Origin of the sequence: Streptomyces sp. NPDC092370 (assembly GCF_044755265.1) — a bacterium.
GTDB lineage: Bacteria > Actinomycetota > Actinomycetes > Streptomycetales > Streptomycetaceae > Streptomyces.
Genome location: NZ_JBIVQO010000011.1, coordinates 138,417 through 159,668, shown reverse-complemented (window position 1 = coordinate 159,668; position 21,252 = coordinate 138,417). Strand labels below are relative to the sequence as shown.

The 21,252-nt window shown below is 70.7% G+C and carries 19 protein-coding genes and 1 tRNA gene; 13 read left to right on the top strand and 7 right to left on the bottom strand.

The annotated features are described in order from the left end of the window. The first annotated feature begins 8 nt into the window (after positions 1-8). A complete protein-coding gene (locus ACIQHQ_RS28990; RefSeq protein ID WP_402617149.1) occupies positions 9-749 on the top strand; it encodes a dienelactone hydrolase family protein in 741 nt (246 codons plus the stop codon). A gap of 119 nt (positions 750-868) precedes the next feature. Here ACIQHQ_RS28990 and ACIQHQ_RS28985 read toward each other — a convergent pair whose 3' ends face one another. Both ACIQHQ_RS28985 and ACIQHQ_RS28980 read right to left on the bottom strand, forming a co-directional pair. Beyond that, a complete protein-coding gene (locus tag ACIQHQ_RS28985; protein WP_402617146.1) occupies positions 869-985 on the bottom strand; it encodes a DUF6980 family protein in 117 nt (38 codons plus the stop codon). 9 nt (positions 986-994) lie between these two features. Beyond that, complete coding sequence (locus tag ACIQHQ_RS28980; RefSeq protein ID WP_402617143.1) at positions 995-1,405, bottom strand: MmpS family transport accessory protein; 411 nt, start codon at positions 1,403-1,405, stop codon at positions 995-997. 219 nt (positions 1,406-1,624) lie between these two features. On the opposite strand from ACIQHQ_RS28980, the gene ACIQHQ_RS28975 reads away from it, so the two are divergent. After that, positions 1,625-2,050 (top strand): VOC family protein, encoded by a 426-nt coding sequence (locus ACIQHQ_RS28975; RefSeq protein WP_402617140.1) that lies wholly within the window; start codon positions 1,625-1,627, stop codon positions 2,048-2,050. A 135-nt stretch (positions 2,051-2,185) separates the two neighbouring features. On the opposite strand, the gene ACIQHQ_RS28970 is transcribed toward ACIQHQ_RS28975, so the two are convergent. Next, positions 2,186-3,037, bottom strand: a complete 852-nt coding sequence (locus tag ACIQHQ_RS28970; protein WP_402617138.1) for a phosphotransferase enzyme family protein — start codon at positions 3,035-3,037, stop codon at positions 2,186-2,188. A gap of 629 nt (positions 3,038-3,666) precedes the next feature. Here ACIQHQ_RS28970 and ACIQHQ_RS28965 point away from each other — a divergent pair. Beyond that, a complete protein-coding gene (locus ACIQHQ_RS28965; protein WP_402617135.1) occupies positions 3,667-5,397 on the top strand; it encodes a hypothetical protein in 1,731 nt (576 codons plus the stop codon). Between the two features lie 14 nt (positions 5,398-5,411). On the opposite strand, the gene ACIQHQ_RS28960 is transcribed toward ACIQHQ_RS28965, so the two are convergent. From ACIQHQ_RS28960 to ACIQHQ_RS28945, 4 genes are all read right to left on the bottom strand, one after another. Then, positions 5,412-5,912, bottom strand: coding sequence for a hypothetical protein (locus tag ACIQHQ_RS28960; protein ID WP_402617132.1), 501 nt, complete (start codon positions 5,910-5,912; stop codon positions 5,412-5,414). A gap of 197 nt (positions 5,913-6,109) precedes the next feature. Continuing rightward, a complete protein-coding gene (locus ACIQHQ_RS28955) occupies positions 6,110-6,424 on the bottom strand; it encodes a hypothetical protein (protein ID WP_402617129.1) in 315 nt (104 codons plus the stop codon). A gap of 446 nt (positions 6,425-6,870) precedes the next feature. After that, a complete protein-coding gene (locus ACIQHQ_RS28950; RefSeq protein ID WP_402617125.1) occupies positions 6,871-8,946 on the bottom strand; it encodes a SpoIIE family protein phosphatase in 2,076 nt (691 codons plus the stop codon). Between the two features lie 730 nt (positions 8,947-9,676). Next, a tRNA-Leu gene (locus ACIQHQ_RS28945) sits at positions 9,677-9,751 on the bottom strand. Positions 9,752-9,919: 168 nt separating this feature from the next. Here ACIQHQ_RS28945 and ACIQHQ_RS28940 point away from each other — a divergent pair. From ACIQHQ_RS28940 to ACIQHQ_RS28895, 10 genes are all read left to right on the top strand, one after another. After that, complete coding sequence (locus ACIQHQ_RS28940) at positions 9,920-10,441, top strand: ATP-binding protein (protein WP_402617122.1); 522 nt, start codon at positions 9,920-9,922, stop codon at positions 10,439-10,441. A gap of 324 nt (positions 10,442-10,765) precedes the next feature. After that, a complete protein-coding gene (locus tag ACIQHQ_RS28935; protein ID WP_402617120.1) occupies positions 10,766-11,293 on the top strand; it encodes a hypothetical protein in 528 nt (175 codons plus the stop codon). A gap of 409 nt (positions 11,294-11,702) precedes the next feature. Further along, positions 11,703-13,829 (top strand): hypothetical protein, encoded by a 2,127-nt coding sequence (locus ACIQHQ_RS28930; RefSeq protein ID WP_402617118.1) that lies wholly within the window; start codon positions 11,703-11,705, stop codon positions 13,827-13,829. A 96-nt stretch (positions 13,830-13,925) separates the two neighbouring features. After that, positions 13,926-15,446, top strand: a complete 1,521-nt coding sequence (pelF, locus tag ACIQHQ_RS28925; RefSeq protein ID WP_402617115.1) for a GT4 family glycosyltransferase PelF — start codon at positions 13,926-13,928, stop codon at positions 15,444-15,446. After that, the gene (locus tag ACIQHQ_RS28920) at positions 15,443-16,864 is read left to right on the top strand and encodes a hypothetical protein (protein ID WP_402617112.1); all 1,422 of its coding nucleotides are present in this window, start codon (positions 15,443-15,445) and stop codon (positions 16,862-16,864) included. The genes pelF and ACIQHQ_RS28920 overlap by 4 nt, the downstream gene beginning before the upstream one ends. A gap of 33 nt (positions 16,865-16,897) precedes the next feature. Beyond that, positions 16,898-17,899, top strand: a complete 1,002-nt coding sequence (locus ACIQHQ_RS28915; RefSeq protein ID WP_402617109.1) for a GDP-mannose 4,6-dehydratase — start codon at positions 16,898-16,900, stop codon at positions 17,897-17,899. A 68-nt stretch (positions 17,900-17,967) separates the two neighbouring features. Then, on the top strand, positions 17,968-18,681 hold the full coding sequence (locus tag ACIQHQ_RS28910; protein WP_402617106.1) for an NDP-sugar synthase: 714 nt from the start codon (positions 17,968-17,970) through the stop codon (positions 18,679-18,681). A 7-nt stretch (positions 18,682-18,688) separates the two neighbouring features. Continuing rightward, complete coding sequence (locus ACIQHQ_RS28905; RefSeq protein WP_402617104.1) at positions 18,689-19,591, top strand: NAD-dependent epimerase/dehydratase family protein; 903 nt, start codon at positions 18,689-18,691, stop codon at positions 19,589-19,591. Beyond that, positions 19,588-20,250, top strand: coding sequence for a spherulation-specific family 4 protein (locus ACIQHQ_RS28900; RefSeq protein WP_402617101.1), 663 nt, complete (start codon positions 19,588-19,590; stop codon positions 20,248-20,250). The genes ACIQHQ_RS28905 and ACIQHQ_RS28900 overlap by 4 nt, the downstream gene beginning before the upstream one ends. Further along, on the top strand, positions 20,247-21,179 hold the full coding sequence (locus tag ACIQHQ_RS28895; RefSeq protein WP_402617098.1) for an endo alpha-1,4 polygalactosaminidase: 933 nt from the start codon (positions 20,247-20,249) through the stop codon (positions 21,177-21,179). Before ACIQHQ_RS28900 ends, ACIQHQ_RS28895 begins: the two co-directional genes overlap by 4 nt. Positions 21,180-21,252: the final 73 nt, after the last annotated feature.

The window sequence follows — 21,252 nt, the reverse complement described above, 5'->3', positions numbered from 1 at the left end:
GAAGAACTGTGCCGATCAAGACGCTGCGGATCCCCACCGAGGACGGCCTGGCCGACGCCTTCGCCGCCCTCCCCGTCCACGGCGGGCGGCACCCGGGGGTACTGATGTACCCGGACGGTTTCGGCGTCCGGCCGGTGCTGCGGGAGATGGCCGGCGAACTCGCCGGGCACGGGTACTACGTGCTCGTCCCCAATCTCTTCTACCGTCACGGCCCCGCGCCGGTGATCACACTTCCCGGGCACATCGGAGAAGCGGACCGGCCCGCGATCATGGCCCGGCTGATGCCCTTGATCCAGGAGCACACGACCGAACGCGTCCTGAGTGACGCCAACGCCTATCTCGACTTCCTCACCGCGCAGCCCGAGGTCAGCGCCGGACCGGTCGCGGTGACCGGCTACTGCATCGGCGGCCTCCTGGCGATGCGGACCGCCGCCGCCCACTCCGGTCCAGTGGCCGCCGTCGCCTCGTTCCACGGCCCCGTGATCATCGACGGGCCCGACCGCCTGCACCTCTCCCAGCTCGCCGCCCGGGTCCATCTCGGCCATGCCGCAACCGACATGACGCCCGAGGCCCTGGGCGAGCTCAACCATGCGCTGGATGCCGCGGGTGTCGACCACACCTCCGAGATCTACCCCGGCACCGTCCACGGCTTCACCATGTCAGACACCGACGCCTTCAACCCTTCAGCGATGCAACTCCATTGGGACCGCCTGCTTCCGCTCCTCGGTCGCACCCTGGCCCGCGGCTGACGCTCCCGCTCGCGAACGCACGCTGCGCGCAACCATCTTGGTGTTCTCGCCACAAGCGTCCGCCTCCGACAAACCGATGCAGCGGACAGCCGGACACCCCACTCCAGAACCGAGCCGGTTCACTGGAACCTGGCGCTGAAGTCGACCAGCGCGTCAGGACAGGCGAAAGGGTCGCCGTGCTGCTCGCAGCGGACGTCCACGCGGCCGGTCATCGCCTCACAGCAGTGCTGGGTCAACGACTTCGGCTACTCCGTGATCGGAGATGCCGCGGTGCAACCGCCGGCGGTCACCAGACCCTTGGCGCTTCGTTCGTCGAGCACTTTGCCCTCGTAGATGATCTTGCAGGCCACCTCAGAGCCCTCGGGGTCCACGGCGACCGGGATGACGGCCGCGGGCATGATGCCCCGCAGGGTGACCGTCTTCTTCCAGGGCAGCTTCGGCTCGGACACCGACTCGACCTTCGGCTCCATGGCCTTGCCACCGCCGCCGTGGAAGTCGATCGAGTCGACGTTCTTCCCCGTGACCTCGTAGGTGACCTCGTACGTGGTGTCCACCGCCTTGTCGACCTGGTCGACCGCCTCGGAACAGGAGCTGAGGCCGAGCGCGAGACAGGTGACAGCGACGGTATGGACGGCTGCACGGACCGTGCGGCTCATAGGGATCCCCCCGGATCATGAAAGGTCGGAGTCGCAGCCAATCGCTAAGGGAAAGTAAAGTCAAACCGGTTGATGCCCGGACTGATGTGTTCGAGAAAGCCGCCTCCACGCCCCGTCGCCGCCCGGAGCTCCCCTCGCTTCGGGCTTCCGGTCGCCCGCCAGAGGACGAACGGTTTTGAACCCACTCGCCGGGCACTCTTTCAGCCGGAGGTGATCGGCATGGACGAGCCGGGGTCGCTGAGAATGCATCAGGTGGTGCTCGACAGCACCGACATCCGAGGACTCGCGGAGTTCTACCGCTCGTTGCTCGGACTGGTCTACGGCGCCGGGGACGAGCCGCCCGAGGCAGGGGGACCCGACGAACGGGGTCGGGACTGGCTGGTGTTGCGCACCCCCGACGGCACCCCCCGGCTGGCCTTCCAGCATGTCGACCGCTTGACACCGCCGACGTGGCCCGAAGGCCGGGTGCCACAGCAACTGCACTTGGACCTGAGCGTGTCGTCGGTCGAGGATCTCAGGGCGCAGCACGAGCGCGTCGTGAGCCTCGGAGGCCGTCTGCTGTCCGACAACGAGCAGGGCCCTGACGAACCTTTCCGGGTCTACGCCGATCCCGCGGGTCATCCCTTCTGCATCTTCGTCGCCTGAGCGCTTCTTGGTCCGGCGCGACTGACGCACGTGCCGCGTCTCGCATCCCTGAGCCGGGGCTTCACTGGCTCCCGGTGCCGCGCGCAACGCGCTGAAGGCTCCTCCCGCGCCTGACACGCGCAAGCGGGGACGCCATCAGCCGTGACCATCCAGGCCGTTGCCATCGAGTGCCGCCCGGATCCGGCTGAGCCACTCCGTACCCCGTCGACGGCCGTCCGGGAACTGGTCGTCCCGATCCCAGCGCCACGTGGTGACCATCGCCAGCACGAGGATGCGGCACTCGCGCAACAGGCTCTGGTCGACACCCGGATAGTGCGCGCCGACCTCCTCGGGCGCATGCGCGAGGTCGAACTCGACGGGCCCACGGCAACACGTCTCAAGATCGACGAACAGCGGCCCGTCAGCCGTGGTGAGCAGGTTTCCCGGGTGCGGCTCGCCGTGCAGCAACTGCTCCGCGCCGCTCCGCTCGCCGATCCTTCGTTTCAGACTCCGTAAGGTGTCACCGAGCACCTGCCGGTCCGCGTCGGCGAGCGCCGGAGTCCGGCAGCGGTTCGCCACGAGTCGCTGAGCCTGCTCCACTCGCTCCGTGAAGCGCGGCGCGGGCACTTCGAGTGTGCGCATGCCGGCATGGAGCCGTTCCAGCGCACCGGCGTAGTCGGCCGGTGAGACCTCACCGGCTGTGACGGGCTCGTAGTAGGTCCACAGCGTGACCACGAAGCCATCACGCTCGTGAACCCGCGGCTCCACTCGGGGGGCGAGAGCAGCCACAGGGCACCCGGTTTCCGCGAGCCGCCGAGCAAGCTCCACTTCGAACTGCGCGACCTGCTGCGCCACAGGCGCCACCCGGGCCACGACGTCACAAGGCAGCAGACGCAGGGTGAGCTTGTTGGAGTCATGAAGAACGACCGCGTCATCCACCGTCAGATCGAGTGAGGAGGCGATCGACAAGGCCACAGCGACCGCCCGCCGGGCCTCTGGCACCTGCATCGTCGCCTTACCCCTCTCACCGTGAGCGCGTGCACCCAGTACACACGGGCATCGGGGATCCGGCCGACTGATCGCGAGGGCACCGATCACCTTCACGTGCGTGAGGGCGCGCGAGTATACGCAGCTCATGAGGCTTGAGCAGTAACCCAGATCACGGTCGTATCACGGTGTAGATCATTTACGCTCTGGGCAGCCTCGTAGCGCTTCTCGGTTCAACTTTCGTTCTGTGAAGTCCAGTTCGATTGCGCGGGTGGTCTCGGCGGCCGCCTGTTCGCAGGGCCGGGGGGACTCTGCGGTCCGTCTCCCGAAAGGAAGCGCATGCCTCAGGACGTCAGGTTCGACTCCCCGTCGACCCCCCTGTCAGCGGACGTCCTGGTCTTCCTGGAGCGGCAGCGCATCTGACGGGCCGCGATTCCTTCCCGGTAGGGGCGCCCCGCTCCACTCCCCCGGCGGTCGCCACGGCAGTCGCGCCCCTCTCGGTCGTGCCGTAGGAACCGGAACCGGTCGCAGAAGACCGGCCGTTCGGCTTGGTCCGTCCGCGGAAGGCACAGCAGATTCTCGGCCCGATCGGCCAACCACCACGGCCGGTCAATTCCGTTGGCAGGGCCACAGCTTGAAGGGAGACCGGTATGAAATCTCGAGTCGAAGGTGCTGGCCTGAAGGCGCCCACCGACAGCGTGGTCCCGGCGCAGCCCAGCGCCCGGCTCCAGCCGGGGGAGGCCGGGAACGCCCTGGCACGTCTCTTGGCCAAGCACCTCAATGGGAGCACCGAAGAGCACCGAAGGTGCCAGAACGCCGTTCAGCGGCGGCTGGCCGGCCTCGGATCCCCCCAGTCCGGCACCACGCTGCACGTGGAGGGGGCCCTGCGTCTGACGCCGCGCGCGTTCCTCCCGCCCGACGAGGAGGGCTACGCCAGGTTGAAACAACTCGACGCCAGTCTGCGCGTGATCGAAGAAGCGTTCCCTCAGGTCGGCACCGATGTCGAGGTCTGCCGGCTGACCAGCACGCTGCTCGAAGAGGCGTGGAGAAGCCGGGCGCTCGCCCCGGCGCGCGAGGAGGAGCAAGCAACCGACTGCGCCTGCCCGCTGTGCCGTCGGCTCCCCGCGCCCCCCGCGCGCACGCTGGATGACTACGGTTGGCGGCAGAGCGCCGGCCGTCCCCTCACAGTCAAGACCTGGCCCTACCGCCGGGAACTCGACAGCGTCCTGACCGGTGGATGGTCCTGGACCCGGCAGATGAACGACCTCGAACGGGACCTCGGCCACCGCCACCGCTTCGAGGACGACATCCTCGTCTTTCACGAATACAAACGCGTGATCGATACCATCGACACCACGCATCTCACCCAACTCGTGGAAGGCCGCTTGGCCGAGCGTTTCAGCACCAACAGCGCACGAGCCCTGGTCTGCGGACTCTTCGCCGCCCACAAGCGATCCGTCGACGAGTACTGGCTCCGGCAGCACCACGCGGGCAGCGTCGTACTCCCCCAGACCAACCCGCTCAGCCAGAGCACCTACTCGATCCTCCAGATGCTGGACTGCCTGTTCTGGCACGTCTCGCCCGACACCGAGCTCTGGCAGGAGGAACACCTCGCCTCCCTGCTGCTGTGCCGCGTCATCGACGACATGGCCGACGTACGAGTCGACGCGCTCACCGGCGAGATCAGCAACTTCTGGCTCGCCGACATGCCCACCCATACCAAGGCCTTCTACGCTGCCTGCGCCATCGCCCTCGTCAAGTACGGCTGCACGCCGGAGGCGCATGACCCGATGTGGAACACCTGGCTGATGACCACGACCATCGTCTGGATGGGACTCACGGGCCGCCACGCCCTGTGGTTCGACGGCATCACCCAGGGACTCCCCCCGGCCGAGGGGTGCCCGCTCTGCGACCTGCAGCCCAACGCATGCACCGGCATCCTCAGCCACGGCACCACCCTCACCATCACCCCGCGGCCCACCGCGCCGGCACTGAGCGCCCGGACCGCCGAGCTGTCCGCGCGCTGCCGAGCCCAGTACCCCCGCACCTGGCCGCTCTTCGACGCCGAGCTGCACGCCTTCGAAGCACTGCACGGTCCCTGGCACGGCAACACCGACAGCACATGGGAAATCCTGCGCCGCACCTACATAGCCGCCGTGGAGGCATCCAGCGCCGCGGCGTCCAAGGACCGCGCGCGTCAGGTCCAACAAGACGCCGGCGCAGTCGGATCCGAGATGTTCCACACCCTGCACGACGCTCGAACCGGGAGGGAGGACACCACGCTGCTCGCCTACATGTTCGGCTGCGCACACCCGCATTTCCTCTGGAACGCCACGGGATACCGTCCCACGGACCTCGCAGGTGACTGGCTCGACGGCTGACACCTCGATCCTGTTCAAGAAGACCGGCAGGAGGGGGGAACGATCGGCGGGGCACGGTCAAGCGTGTCAGGACGGTCGGGCTGCGCCCACGCCGAGCGGTAGGGGTGGGCGCCGAACTGCTTCTCGAACGTCTCGTCGGCGTGGAGGCTCGCGTGTCCGCCCGTCAAGCGGGCGACCGCCCACCTGAGAGCTTCCGCCCACACCGCGCCGTCGGGATGGGGTGATCGCTCGGCAGCCGCGCTGAAGTCGCGCAGCACCTTCGTGGCGTCGTTCTTGCGCGCCCTGACGGCCGCACGGATCTCGTAGTGTTCCGTCGCCGTGCGCATGTGGTGGCACGGGCACCGGCGGTGCATGGGCGCCGGCCCGCACGGACCGGCGCGGGGGGTGTCGAGCGGTGAGCCGGTGCAGGCGGCCGGGTCCGGATCGGTGCAGTCGCACCCGAGGAACTCACGGACGGTGTGCCACTGCGTGTGCGTCAGCTCGGGACGGCTGTCGGGGCCGGGGGACGATTCCACGGGCAGGACCTCCAGGACGGGGCGGTGATCCGGTCGCTGCCCGATGCACGGCCGGGGACACGACCCCGGGGAAGCGATCAGCGGCGTGCGCTGCCGAGCTGCGGGGCCGTGGCGGCCTGCGATGCCCGGATCGTGGGCGGTTGCTCGGCGGGGCCGCACATCCTCTTCGGCCGTGCGTGGCCCGTGACGCCGGGGCGTCACAGAAGTCCTGCCGCTCGCCTGAGCTTGGCACGGCTGTCCGGGGCGATCAGGCCGTTCGGCAGCATCTCCACCACACTCGCGTGGCGCATGAACACGGCCCTGCACCGCTCACGCTCGGGATGTTCGCTGTCGACGCCGAACCACAGCGCCATGACCTCGTCGGTGGGATCGACCGGCTCGGAGTGGTCGGCGGCCATGATCAGGTGATCCAGCAGTGTGGACCGCTCGGGAAGTTCCGGGTCGCCCGCGAGACGGAGCAGGAACGGCAGCAGTTCCGGCATCGCGGGGTTCATCTCGGCAATGCCGAACATGGAGTTGGTGAGGACACGCTGGCCTCGGCCGCGGCTGCCTGATCAAGCAGACCGTGCAACAGGACCGGGATCCCGGCCGGGCACCCGGGGAACTCCGCCCAGCGGATCTCCTCACATCCGTAGAGGGCGGGATGCTCACGGCGAGCCTCGGCTGCCTGCGGATACTCGTGGAGGAACCGATCGATCGACGCCTCTTTGGCGGCCACATCCATCCTGCACACCCGTCTGCCCCCCTCCCGCCGTCAAGAGCCGACCCCGGTCCACCGCACTCTCGCGCGACCGGGTGTCCCGACACAAGCCGAGAGCAGGCCAACCAAGGGCCACCTACAACGCTCGCCCGCTCTCGGCAGAGGTCGCGCGCGGGTAGACCGTGCCGATCATCGCCGCCTCATTCTCTCCTTGCCGCACCGGCACCGGTCCGACGCCTCCGCTCGATCACGCGTGGCTCATCCCAGCGGCTGCGCGTGGGCGATGAGCAGTGCGACGTCGTCGTGGTCGGCGGGCTTCCGGAGCTGTTCGAGCAGGCGGTCGCAGGTCTCCTCCGCGGAGCGGCACGGCGGGGACAGCAGGCGCAGGAGATCGTCCAGACGCTTGTCGATGGGGTCGTCGCGGGTCTCCACCAGTCCGTCGGTGTACAGGACGAGTTGATCACCGGGGTTCATGGCGAGCGCGGAGGTCTCGAAGAGGCCACTGCCCACTCCCAGCGGGGTGCCGGTGGGCAGGTCCAGCAGTTCCGCTGGTTGGCCGGCCCGCACCAGGACCGGGGGCAGATGGCCGGCACAGGCCACCTGCAAGCGGCGGTGCCGCGGGTCGTAGACCGCGTAGAGGCAGGTGGCCAGGTAGGGGTCGAGGCCCTCTGTGATCTTGTCGAGGTGGGTGAGGATCCGGCTCGGGGCGAGGTCGAGGTCGGCGAGGGTGGAGGTGGCGGTACGCAGCCGGCCCATGGCGGTGGCGGCCGGGATACCGCTGCCCATGACGTCGCCCACCGCCAGGGCGGTTCGGTCGTCGCTGAGGGCGATGATGTCGTACCAGTCGCCTCCGACCTCGCTGAACGCCTGCGCGGGCCGGTACCGTGCGGCGATCTGCAGGCCCGGGCGTCGAGGCGAGGGCTGGGGCAGCAGGCTGCGTTGCAGGGTCTCGGCGGCGCTGCGGATGTGCTGGTGAAGGATGGCGTTGTCGATGCTCAGCGCGGCGGACGAGGCCAGCTCGCAGGCGAGGGTGAGGTCGTCCTCGTCGAAGGGCTGCGGGTTGCGGGCGCGGGCCAGGCCCATGACGCCGATGATCTGTCCGCGTGCGATGAGAGGGACGGCCATGTCGCTGTGGACACCGGCTTGGGCGAGCAGGCCCGCGGCGACGTCGTCGGCCGCGATGCGGATGAGGTCGCCGCTGTCGAGGTGGGTGAGCAGCAGGGGCTTGCGGGTGCGCAGGCAGTGGGCTGCCGGATGGTCCGCGTGGTAGGTGGTGAGGTGCCCGGGCGCGATGATCGCCTCCGAGGCGTCGGTGGTGTAGGCGGTCTTCACCGCCAGTGCGCGGAAGAGTGCCGGGCCCTCACCGGGGTCGGGGCGGCCCGTCCGCAGGACGGAGGCCAGGATGTCCACCGCGATCATGTCGGCGAGGTCGGGCACCAGGACGTCCGCCAGTTCCTGGGCGGTCCGCTCCACCTCCAGGGTGGTTCCGATGCGGGCCGAGCCGTCGGCCATCAGGCGCAGCCGCTGCTGGGCCCGGTCGGCCTGCCTGGCTGCTTCGTACCGGTCGGTGACGTCCACCACCACGCTGGCGATCCCCAGCACGTGTCCGCTCTGGTCCTCCAGCCTGTAGAGCGACACGGCCCAGGCGTGGTCGTTGTCCGGATCGGCGCGGGTACGGCCCACCACCTGCTTGTCCACCAACGGCAGACCGGTCCGCAGGACCTCCCGCATCTGGTTCTCCGTGGTGGTGAACGGCGCGCCGGGCAGGATCTCCCGGAACGAGCGGCCCATGTGGTCGGCCTCGGGGACGCCGTGCATCGAGGCCAGCGCCCCGTTGACGGCCACGTACCGCAGCTCGGTGTCCAGGACGGACAGCCCGATCGGCGCCTGGGTGACCAGCTGGCTGGACAGGGCCACCTCGCGCTCCACCTGCCGCACCGTGGCCCGGTCGGTGGCCAGCCCCAGCGCGTAGTGGTCGCCGAGGTTGTCCGTCAGCCGCATATTGCGGAACTCGACGATCCGGGTGCTGCCGTCCTTGTGCCGGACGGGGAACGACCCGGCCCAGCCTCGGCCCGTGACCATCAGCTCGGCGAAGAGCCTGATGCCCGCCTCCCGGTGTTCGGGATGGAGAAGCAGGGCGGCCGCGTACTGCCCGGCCGCCTCGTCGCCGGTGTAGCCGAACAGTTCCTCGGCCTGCGGGCTCCACATGTCGATCCGGCCGTCGGCCTCCACCAGCACCGCGGCGACGCCCAGCAGGTCCATCAGCCCGCTGGGACCGGATACGGCCTCGTCCGGATCACCCGCCGGCACCGAATGCTGATTCGCTCGGCTCATCACATTCGCCCCTCAGACCTGTCTCACCGGCGCATCCGCCTGCGTCAGCAGACACGAACGGCGGTCTCCTTGCAGGTCAGCAACCCGTTCACGATGCGCCACGCGACCTGCTGACGGCCAGGAGACGCGCCGAGGGAAACCCCGTGCCCCGGCCGAAAGGGACAGCCCGGGCGACCAGCACAGATCCACACCGCACTCGGATCACTGGGTCGGTCATCACTTCACTTCCACCCTTCCACACACCGACGGCTCATGACGGACGCCGTCCCGGTCCCGCTCACCGAGGTCGGCCAGGCATGACGCGCCCCACGGTGAGTCGCGCGCGACGTCCGACCGTGCCGGCCGTCACCGGCCGGGTGTTCGTGCCCACGCCCGCGTCACCCGTGCGGCGGCCCCTACGGCTCTCGCGACGGTGGAGACGGCCGGCGAGCCGCCCGTGGCCGGCCTCCGATGCCCGCCGCGGGTCTCCAGCCCTCGGCCCAGGCCGCACCAAGGTCATCCGCGCGCCCGGAGCCGCATCCCGGAACGACGGCCACCCTGCTGGTGAACCCGCCGAGAGGGGCGCACCATGTCGTACCTGGAACACCCCCGGCCGAGATGGCGCAGCGCGGTGGCGGGGATCTCAAGCGGTTTCGCATCCGGTACGACAGCTACCTCGTGGAGGACTTCGAGTCCGGGGCGGAGTAGCCCCGGTACCGGCCCGTCGCCGGTCCTGCGTATGCGAAGAGGGGGCGGGGCGGTCGGATTCGAACCGACGTCCTCCGAGATGCTGTCGCGGCGCATTACCTCTGTGCTACGACCCCGCCTTGCCGGTGATCGTATCCCCCGTGCGCGGAGGTCGGCCACGCGATTCTGCCGGGCCGGGAAGCCTCGACGGACCCGTGCAGGGCCCGAACTGTCCCTGCGGCGCCGAAGCCGTACCGGATTCTTCTCGCGCCCGTCCCGGTGGCCGGCGCGGCGCTGGCGTGAGGCCGTGATCGTATGGCTCGACGGAACCCACGGCGCAGGCAAGACGACCACGAGTGTCCTCGTGCAGCAACTGATCCCGGACTCATGGGTGTTCGACGCCGAGAAGGTCGGCGAGACGCTCATGGACATCAAGCCGGCGTTGCCCTGGACGGGCGACTTCCAGCACTGGCCGCCGTGGCGTCCGCTCGTGGTCGAGACCGCCCGGCATGTACTCGACTACGCCGGTGGCACTCTGGTGATGCCGATGACCGTTCTGGTCGAGCAGTACTGGCGTGAGATCAGCGCGGGCCTGGCCGAACATGGCAATCCGGTACGGCACTTCGTCCTCCATGCCGATCAGGACACCCTCCGCGAGCGCATCGAACGGGACACGGTTCTCGGTCCCTCCTCGTTCCTCCTGTCTCGCCTCGAGCCCTACGCCGAGGCGGCCCGCACCTGGCTGCGCCGCGAGGCCGAGGTCATCGACACCACGCATCTCACCCCCTCCGGGACCGCCCTGCAGATCGCGGAGGCCGTCAGAAGGTGAGGCCGCCGGCTGTGCGAAGGGTGAGGTGCTGCGGGCCGGAAACCGGCGGATGGCCGAGAAGCCCAGGGGGATCACGGGTGAGGCGGAAGTCCGCCGGGGTGGTTACGCGCCAATGTCGTCTTCTCGCCCCTGGAGGCCGTCAGCGGCACCCGGCCCACACCATCGCGCCCGCCCGCGCCGACTGCCTGGGCAAACGGACTCCAGCGGAACCTCCTCATTTTCATCACACGGCATCCACGTGATGAGCTCTTCCAGCCGGGTGGCCGACCGCACCCTCCCCGTGGGGCAGACGCTGCGCCGAGGCCCTGCCTAGCCTCCCAGGCCATGCGATCACCCCTGATGAGACGTTTCGGCCTCGGTGCCGTTCTCGCCCTCGCGCTCGCCGTGTTCGGCCTGGCCCCCAGCGCGAGCGCCGCCGACCCGGCGCCGGCAGAGCTGACGTTCGCCACCGACAGCGCCACCACCACACCCGGCGGCACGGTGAACCTGTCGATGACCATCACCAACCACAACACCTACGACGTCTGGTTCGTGTACCAGACGATCGAACCGACGTGGCTGACCACGCAGCGCCCCGATCTGAAGTACAGCTTCACCGGGTGCAGCCTGGCCACCGCGAACGGCTCCACCCCCTGCTCCGGGACCGGCCCGGCCAATCTCGGCTCCAACTACGGCGCCACCATCCCGCCCGGCCAGAGCCGTACGGTCACCCTGTCGCTGAACGTCGCCGCCGACTCCGGCTGCAACGGCAACATCGGCTTCTACTCGTACTTCTACGCCGAGTTCAGCGACTCGACGAACGTCAGCGGCGGCCCGGTCTACACGCCCGTCACGCGAGTGCTCTGCTCCTGACTCTCCGTCCGAACCGCGGCGCTCGTGACTTGAAAGCCCTCGTGTCCAGACCCCCGCCCTGGTCTGAACCACCGGCACTCCGACCGGCGGGCCCTCCAGGCCCGCCGGTGCGCCGCGCAGGGCCCGGACCAGCCCCGGACCTGCGCGCCGGGCATGCACACCCACCGGGCCCGGTTTCTCCCGACCACCGGGGACGGCACGTTTCGCGTCCGAGAGTGCCCATTTCGTCGCCTGCGCTTTTCCGTCATGTTCCGCAACATGACCGCTAAATCTCCACAGAGACATCACTATGTGACACGAACGGATGCGTGACGAACTGGCTTCTGAGGGGGACGCCGGCGGCACGCAAGGGGGTGCGTCCGCTCCACGGGGCCGTGCTCACCCCTGCCCGGGGAGGGGACGTCACCGCATGAAGCGGACCTTTGGCACCACTGTGCTCACGGTGGGCGCGCTGATCGCCGCACTGGGCCTGCAGGCGGGTACGGCACACGCCGACACCACGCCCCGTATCGACCTGCGGGTGCTGGTGGTGAGCGACGGCGGCCCGTCCACCGACGCGATAGCCGCCGAACTGACCGCGGCCGGTACGCCGTACACCCGGATCGACCTCACGGAGTCCGGCCGGACCCTGATCGACGCGGACTTCCTCGCGGACACCGCCGACGGCCGGCCGCGCGCCAAGTTCCAGGCCGTCGTACTGCCCAACGACAACCCCTTCCCGGCCGGCTCATCCGAGATGGCGGCACTGGCGGCGTACGAGCAGACCTACGACGTTCCCCAGGTCGACGCCTACACCTACGCCCGTCCCGAAGCCGGCCTGCAGTACCCGGTCAACGGGGGCTACTCCGGCAGCATCGACGGCAGGCGGGCGGAGGTGACCGCCGCAGGCAAGTCGGGCCCCTTCGGCTATCTCGACGGGCCGGTGCCCTTCGAAGACAACGACCCGGCCGTCGGCGAGAGTTACGCCTACCTGTCGAAGCCCGTGGCGGGCGCCGCCTTCACCCCGTACGTGGAAGCGGTGATCCCCGGCCAGTCCGCCAAGGGCACGCTGGTGGGCGAGTACCGGCACGACGGACGGCGCGAACTGGTCGTCACCTTCGTCTACAACCAGTACCAGCAGCAGTTCCGCCTCCTGGCCCGCGGCATCGTCGAGTGGATGACCGGTGGTGTGCACCTGGGCGCCTCACGGAACTACTTCTCCGTCCACGTCGACGATGTGTTCGCCGCCGACGACCGCTGGAACAGTCAGCTCAACTGCACGCCCGGCGACGTCGACTGCGCAGACCCCGACGCGACGCCCGACCCGATCCGGATGACGCCCGGCGACGTCGACCACGCCGTCGACTGGCAGAACGACAAGGACTTCACCCTCGACTTCGCCTACAACGGTGCCGGCAGCGCCGACCATCGCGAGGACCACAACGGCGCCGACCCGCTGGCCGACCGGCTGATCGCCCGACGGGGCGAGTTCCGCTGGATCAACCACACCTACTCGCATCCCTTCCTCGGCTGCGTGCAGGACACGACCGTGGTGCCCTGGAAGTGCGCGACCAACGCCGACGGCAGCACCCGGTGGATGAGCCGCAACGACATCTCCGACGAGATCGCCACCAACCGGGTCTGGGGTGCGAGAGCCGGACTGCCGCTGGTGCACGGCGAGTTGGTCACCGGTGAGCACTCCGGCATGAAGGTGCTGCCGCAGCAGCCCGTGGACAACCCCAACCTGGCGCTCGCCCTCGACGACAACGACATCACCTGGCTCGGCTCGGACAACTCCCGTGAGCCCGCCCAGCGGCAGGTCGGTCCGGCCACCACCGTCCCCCGCTACCCGATGAACGTCTTCTACAACGCCGGCCGGGCGGCCGAGCAGGTCGACGAGTACAACTGGATCTACACCAGCCGCGCCCAGGGCGGCAGCGGCATCTGTGACGACAACCCGGCCACCACCACCTGTCTGGCGGCGCCACTGGACGTCACCACCGGCTACGCCGACCACATCGTCCCGCTGGAGACGCGGATCGCCCTGGGGCACGTCCTGGCCAACGACCCCAAGCCGCACTTCATCCACCAGTCGAACCTGGCCGAGGACCGCATCGCCTACCCCGTGCTCGACGGCGTCCTGGACGGCTACGAGGCACTGTTCGCCGAGGACACGCCCGTGGTGAACCCGCGGATGCAGGACATCGGCGCCGAACTGAAGCGCCGGGCCGACTGGCAGGCCGCGCTCCGGGCCGGACAGGTCACCGCCTACCGCGTCGGCGACACGGTGACCGTCGACGCACCGGCCGGGCTGGCCGTCACCGCGACCCTGCCCACCGGCACCACACTGGCCGGCGCCGCGTTCGGCGAGGCGTACGCGGGGGCGGTGTCCGGCTGGACGCGCTCCACGGGTTCCCCGCTCGCTCTGGCACTGCCGGCGTCCGCGACGGCTCCGGCCGCCGACGCCTCGAAGCCCACCCGGGCCACCGGCCCCGCCCCCCGGACCCGGGTCCCCGCAGGTGTCGCCGACCCGGTGGCCCACCCCGCGGACGACTGAACGGCGCACCCGCCCAAGACCGACCTGAGGTCCTGGCCGCCCCCGGCGGCCGGGACCGTTCCGAACCACCCCACACCTCGGCCGTGGAGCACATCGATGCCCGTTCCCCAGGGCGCGCGACATACCGGAGCGACGCGCGTCACCCTGCTCACCGAAGGCACCTACCCGCACAGCCACGGCGGCGTCAGCGTCTGGTGCGACCAGCTCGTCCATGGCATGCCGGACCTCGCCTTCGACGTCATCGCCGTCACGGGCACCGGACGTGAGCCGGTCGTATGGGACCTGCCCGCACACGTCTCCAGCGTGCGGTCCGTACCCATGTGGGGCGCCCCGCCCGAGGGCCGCCCGCCCCGGGGTCGGTCCCGTAACCAACTGGTGGCCGCATACGAGCGGTTCCTCACCGCCCTGCTCGACCCGCGCGCCGAGGACGAGTTCGCGCCCGCCCTGTACGCGCTGGCACGGGTGGCGACGGAGGGGACGCTGAGCCCTTTCCTGCGCGGCGACCGGGCGATCGCGATCCTCGCCGCGCTGTGGAACCGCCCCGGTCTCGCCGTGCGCGAGGCGCAGCCCACGCTGCACGACGCGCTCACCGCGACCTCCCTGCTGGAGCACGCCCTGCGTCCGCTGGCCGCGCCTGCGCCCGAGAGCGGGGTCGCCCACGCGGTCAGCGGCGGGGTCGCCGTCCTGCCGGGCCTCGCCGCCCTCCAACGCCACGGCGTTCCGCTGCTGTTGACCGAGCACGGGGTCTATCTGCGTGAGCGCTACCTCGGCTACCGCACCGCTCCCTACCGCTGGCCCGTGAAGGCCGTGATCCTCGGGTTCTTCCGGCTGCTCGCCCAGGAGAGCTACCGACGCGCCGCCCTGATCACACCCGGCAACCGTTACAACCGGCTGTGGGAGGAGGAGGGCGGCGCCGACCCGGAGTCGATCCGCACGGTCTACAACGGCGTCGACCCCGCCGCGTTCCCGGCGGCCGGGCCCGAACCGGACATACCCACCCTCAGCTGGGCCGGCCGCGTCGACCCCATCAAGGATCTGGAGACCCTCATCCGGGCCTTCGCCGTCGTCCGCGACCGGCTCCCGCACGCGCGGCTACGGCTGTTCGGCGGGACACCGCGAGGCGGAGAGGCCTACCGGGAACGCTGCGAGGCCCTGGCCGCCGAGCTCGGACACGCCGACGCCGTCACCTTCGAAGGGCGCGTCGACGACATCAAGGACGCCTACGCCGCCGGAAACGTCGTGATGCTCTCCAGCATCAGCGAGGGCTTCCCCTTCACATTGATCGAGGCCATGTCCTGCGGACGGGCGACCGTCTCCACCGACGTGGGCGGTGTCCGCGAGGCCGTCGGCGACACCGGGCTCGTGGTGCCTCCGCGCGATCCCGTGGCGATGGGCACGGCCGCGCTGGAGTTGCTGGGCGATCCAGGACGGCGCAGAGCGATGGGCGAGGCGGCCCGGCTACGGGTCATCGAGCAGTTCACCCTCCGGCAGACCATCGACACGTTTCGGTCCGTCTATCTGGAACTCGCCCGGCCAGCGCAGGAGTCGACGGTGATGCCCACGACGGTCAGGACGTCGCTCCCGGCCGTCCACGGCACGGGAAGCCTCGCCCTGTGAGCGGGCCGATATCCCTGGAACCCGGGGGGTCCGAACAGGACACCCTGGCGATCCGCCTGGCCGGCACCACCCGCTCGCCACGCCGTCGGCCGCCCTGGGCGCTCGACGACACCACGCTCGCCATCAGGCTGCCCCGGCGCGGCTCCGGCGAGGAGGCGGTCAGTGAACTCGCCGCGGAACTCGCCGACCGCATAGGTCCCGCCGTCCACCCCTACGAGGTGGCCGCGCTGCTGGAGGCGGAGGGACTGTCCGCCTCGCTGATCAACGAACGGTACGGACACCCGAACCTGTTCTCCCTCGCCTCCGCGCTGTACGAACGGGTGCCGCGCACCTTCCCCGAGCCCGCCCCCGGGCCCGACCCCTGGCGCCCCGACACCCTGCGCTGTCTGCTGCGGGGCGTGTTGTTCGCCCTGCCGGGCCTCGCCTACCTGCTGACGGCCCCGTTGTGGAACGCCGGCGGGCACGCCCCCGCCCTCATCGTGGCCGGACTCGTGTCCTGGGCGTGGGGGCAGGCACTCGGTCACCGCGCGCACCTGCGGATGGCGACCGGACGCCGGGAGGCGGGCCGAACCCTCCTGGCCGGCGCGCCCGCGGGAGCGGTGGTGGCCACGGCGGTGGCCGCGCTGCCCGCGGACGGCGGACCGGTGACCCTGGTGGCCGCCGCGCAGTCCGCGTACCTGGCGGCCGCCGGTGTTCTGTTGGTGCTGGGGCGGGAACGGCTGCTGCTGGCCGCGCTCAGCCCGCTGCTCGCCGGTGCTTGCGTCCTGCCGTGGTGGGAGCCCGGCCCCGCTCTCCGGACCGGGCTGCCGCTGCTGGCGCTGCTGGCCACGCTCACCGTCACCGGCTGGGTCCTGCGCGATGCCCTCGCCCTCCCGGCCTCCGCCGGTGCGACCCGGCCACGCCTGTTGTGGTCACTGCCGTACGGCCTGTTCGGGCTGGCCGCCGGGGTGCTGGTGCTACTGGAGGGGCGCGAGGAACCGTACGCGGTGATCGTGCTGACGCTGAGCATGGGGCCGGCGGAATGGCTGCTGTACCGCTACCGCGGACTGTCGGTCGCCGCGCTGCGCGCCACCGCCACGCCCGCCGGGTTCCTGCTGCGCTCGGCCGGCATCCTCGGCCTCTGCCTGATCGCCTACCTCGCACCGTTGCTGCCCGCGGCCCTGCTCACCGGCGCCGACCCCGTCGCCCTGCTGCTGCTCGCCGCCGTCCTGTGGACCGCGCTGCTGCTCCAGGCATTCGGAGCGGCCTGGTCGTCGGCGGGGATCTGCCTCGCGGCAGCCGGCGGGGCCGGAGCGGTCGTCCTGTTCCGGCTGCCACCGGGCACGGCCCTGGCGCTGCCCCTCAGCTGCGGCGCCGCCGCCCTGTGCCTGTCGGCGTGTGCGTTGTGGCTGCTCGGCCGGCCCGCCCCGCACGCCTGACCCTGCCCGCCTCTCCTCGAAGGGACCACCCAGTTGACCTCCGCACCGCTCGCCGCCGTCACCGGAGCCGAGGGCTTCATCGGCTCTCACCTCACCGAGGCCCTGGTGGCCTCCGGACACCGGGTCAGGGCCATGGCCCAGTACAACTCCTTCTCCTCGTACGGATGGCTGGAGACGCTGCGTCCGGACGTCCTGGACCAGGTGGAGATCGTCCTCGGCGACGTCCGGGACCCCGGTTCCGTCCGCGGTCTCCTCGAAGGCGCCGACACGGCCTACCACCTGGCCGCTCTGATCGCGATCCCGTACTCCTACCAGGCCCCGCACAGCTACGTGGACACCAACGTCACCGGCACCCTCAACGTGCTGGAAGCCGTGCGCGCCCTCGGCACGCCCCGGCTGGTGCACACCTCCACCAGCGAGACGTACGGCACCGCGCAGACCGTGCCCATCACCGAGGACCACCCCATCAACACCCAGTCGCCGTACGCAGCTTCGAAGGCGGGCGGGGATCGGCTGGCCGACAGCTACCATGCCAGTTTCGACACCCCGGTCGTCACACTGCGGCCCTTCAACACCTTCGGTCCGCGTCAGTCCATGCGCGCCGTCATCCCCACCGTCATCGGGCAGGTCGCCGCGGGAGAACGCACGATCACCCTCGGCGACCTGCGCCCCACCCGGGACTTCACCTTCGTCAGGGACACCGCGCAGGCCTTCCTCGCCGTGGGCACCGCGCCCGCCGACCAGGTCGTGGGCCGCACCTTCAACGCCGGTACCGGCGGGGAGATCTCGGTCGGCGACCTGGTCGGGCTGATCGGCAAGGTGATGGACACCGCGCTCGACGTGCGCGAGGACGAGGCCCGCATCCGCCCCGCCAACTCCGAGGTGATGCGCCTGGTCGCCGACGCGAGCCGGCTCGCCGACGCGACCGGCTGGCAGCCCGCCCACACCCTGGAGGAAGGCCTCGCGCACACCGTGGAGTTCTTCCGCGACCCGGCCAACCTCGCCCGCTACAAGACCGGCATCTACAACATCTGACACCTCACAGCGGATCTCGTCCGTCACGTCTGCGCACGTCCACGAAGCGTTCACGAAGGAGGAGCCCCATGCACGCAGTGATCCTGGCGGGAGGCAAGGGCGTCCGGCTGCGGCCCTACACCACGGCGCTGCCCAAGCCGCTCGTCCCCATCGGCGACCAGCACGCCATTCTGGAGATCGTGCTGCGCCAGCTTTCCGCGGCCGGCTTCACCAGTTGCACCATAGCGATCGGCCACCTCGGCGAGATCATCCGCGCCTACGTCGGCGACGGCTCCCAGTGGGGCCTGGCCGTCGACTACGCCACCGAGGAGAACCCGCTGGGCACCATGGGCCCGCTGCTCACCCTGCGCGACCGCCTGCCGGAGACGTTCCTGGTGATGAACGGCGATGTCCTGACCGACCTCGACTACGCCGACGTCCTGCGCCGGCACCGCGCGTCCGGCGCCCCGCTGACCATCGCCACGTACGCCCGCACGGTGCACATCGACTTCGGGGTGCTGACCACCGACGCCAGCAAGGTCGTCGCGTTCACCGAGAAGCCGAGCATGGACTACCGCGTCTCCATGGGCGTCTACGGCCTGTCCCGCGCCACCCTCGACGGCTACACGCCCGGACTCCCGCTCGGTTTCGACGAGTTGGTGCTCGACCTGCTCAGGACCGACAACCAGCCGCACGCCTACGACTTCGACGGGTACTGGCTCGACATCGGCCGCCCGGACGACTACGACCGGGCCAACGCCGAGTTCACCAGCCGCAAGTCGCTGCTGCTCAAGGGAGCCTGAGCACGTCATGCGCATTCTCGTCCTGGGCTTCACCGGCTATCTCGGCGTTCACGTCACCGAGCGGCTGCGCGACCTGCCGGGCGCGCTGGTCCTCGGCGGTGGCCGGTCGCCCTCCGCCGACCTCGACGTCGATCTGGCCCGGGTCCGTCCGGAACAGCTGGCGAAGACGCTCACGACGGCCGCACCCGACATCGTCGTCAACTGCGCGGGCGCCACCGGCGGTGACGCCGTCACCCTCGCCGAGGTCAACGCCCGCGGCCCGGCGGTGTTGTGTGCCGCACTGCGCGAGGCGGCCCCCGCGGCCCGCCTGGTGCACCTGGGCTCGGCCGCCGAATACGGCCCCGGCACCCCGGACGACCCGGTGACGGAGTCGGCGGCCACCCGCCCGGTCGGCCCCTACGGCGCGACCAAGCTCGCGGGCACGGTCGCGGTGACCGCCTCCGGCCTGGATGCGGTGGTGCTGCGGGTGGGCAATCCGGTGGGTCCCGGAGCGCCGCCCACCGGGCTGCCCGGGCGGATCGCCGGTCTGCTGCGCGAGGCCGGCCCCGGCCCGGAGGCGGTGCTGCGGCTCGGTGACCTGTCGGCCTACCGCGACTTCGTCGACGTACGCGACGTGACGCGGGCGGCGGTGCTCGCGGCCACGGCTCCGGACCCGCTGCCGCCCGTGCTCAACATCGGCGGGGGCCGGGCCGTGCCGGTGCGCGACCTGGTGCGGGGGCTGGCCGGCCTGGCCGGGTTCCGCGGCTGGATCGAGGAGACCACGGCGAGCTCGGCCGGCTCGGCCCGTTCCGCGCGGGTGTCGTGGCAGTGTTCGGACATCACCGCCGCCGGGCGGGCCCTGGGCTGGCGCCCCGCCCACACCCTCGACGACGCGCTGGCCACGCTGTGGGAAGGCTGCCGCACACCGTGAACCTGCTGATTCCGCTGTACGTCCATCCGGCCGAGGACCCGGGTGCCTGGCACCGGCTGATCACCGCCGCGCCCCGCACGTACGGGGTCGTCCTCAACCCGGCGAGCGGCCCGGGCGAGACCCCCGACCCGGCGTTCACCGCTGCGGCCGGTGCGCTGCGGGCCGCGGGAGCGCGTCTGCTGGGCTACGTCGACACCGACTACGGGGTGCGCGACCCCGCCGACATCACCGAGGACGCGCGCCGGCACCGGGAGTGGTACGCGGCGGACGGCTGCTTCCTCGACCGGGTGACGGCGACCGCCGACGGGCTGCCGGGATGCCGCCGCCTGGTGCGGACACTGCGCCGCCTGGGTGTGAGCACGGTCGTCCTCAACCCCGGGGTCCACCCCGCCCCGGGGTACGCCCGCCTCGCCGACCTGACCGTCACCTTCGAGGGCCACTGGTCGACGTACGTCTCCGCCTTCAGCCGGCCTGCGTGGACCGCGCGGCACGCACCCGACCGGCTGTGCCACCTCGTCTACGGCGTACCCGAGGCACTCGTTCCCCTCGCCGTGCGCACCGCACACGAGCGGGGAGCGGCGGTCTGCGGCCCCGTCACGGGTGAACCACCCAACCCCTGGGCGCAGTTGACTCCCGCTCTCACCGGAGCGGAGCGATGAGGAGGAGGCGTCTGTCCTGCGTGGCCCTGCTGACCGCGCTGGCGGCCGCGGGGCTGACGGGCTGCTCCGGCAGCGCGGAGCGACCCGCCGACGCGCACGGCACGATGCCGGCCGCACCGCGCACGGCAACCCCCTCCCGGCCGCCGGCACCCGAGCCGGAAGGACCGGCGACCTCGCCGAGCCACTCCCCTTCCGCGTCGCGGCCGTCCACCTCCCCCGCACCCTCCACAGCCGTGTGGAAACCCCGCCCGGGCCTCTCCTGGCAGTGGCAGCTCGACGGCAAGGTCGACGCCTCCGCCGACGTGCCGGTCTACGACATCGACGGATTCGAGAACTCCGCGGCGGACGTGGCCCGGCTGCACCGCGCGGGGAGGAAAGTCATCTGTTACATCAACGTCGGCGCGTGGGAGGACTTCCGCCCTGACCGGGGTGCCTTCCCGCACTCGGTGCTCGGCGAGCCCAACGGATGGGCGGGCGAACGATGGCTGGACATCCGGCAGCTGACCGTCCTGCGACCGATCATGGAACGCCGCTTCGGCATGTGTCGCGACAAGGGATTCGACGCCGTGGAGCCCGACCTGGTGGAGGGCTACGGCAACGACACCGGTTTCCCCCTCACCGCAGGCGACCAACTGAGATACAACCGCATGATCGCGGCCATCGCGCACGAGCGAGGACTGTCCGTGGGCCTGAAGAACGACCTTCCCCAAATCCCGCAGCTCGTGGCCCACTTCGACTTCGCGGTCAACGAGGAGTGCGCCCAGTACGACGAGTGCGGCGAGCTCTCCCCGTTCATCGCGGCCGGCAAGGCGGTGTTCCACGTGGAGTACACGGAGCCGCGGAGCGGTTTCTGTGCCGAGTCCCGACGGCTGAGGCTGTCGTCGATGGTGAAGAAGCCGGAACTCGGGGTGTGGCGGAGCCCTTGCTGACGTGACTACGACTGCCGAGCACCGCCGAGAACCGAACGGGGTCCTCGCGCGAGGTAGCGGAGCACACGGCGGC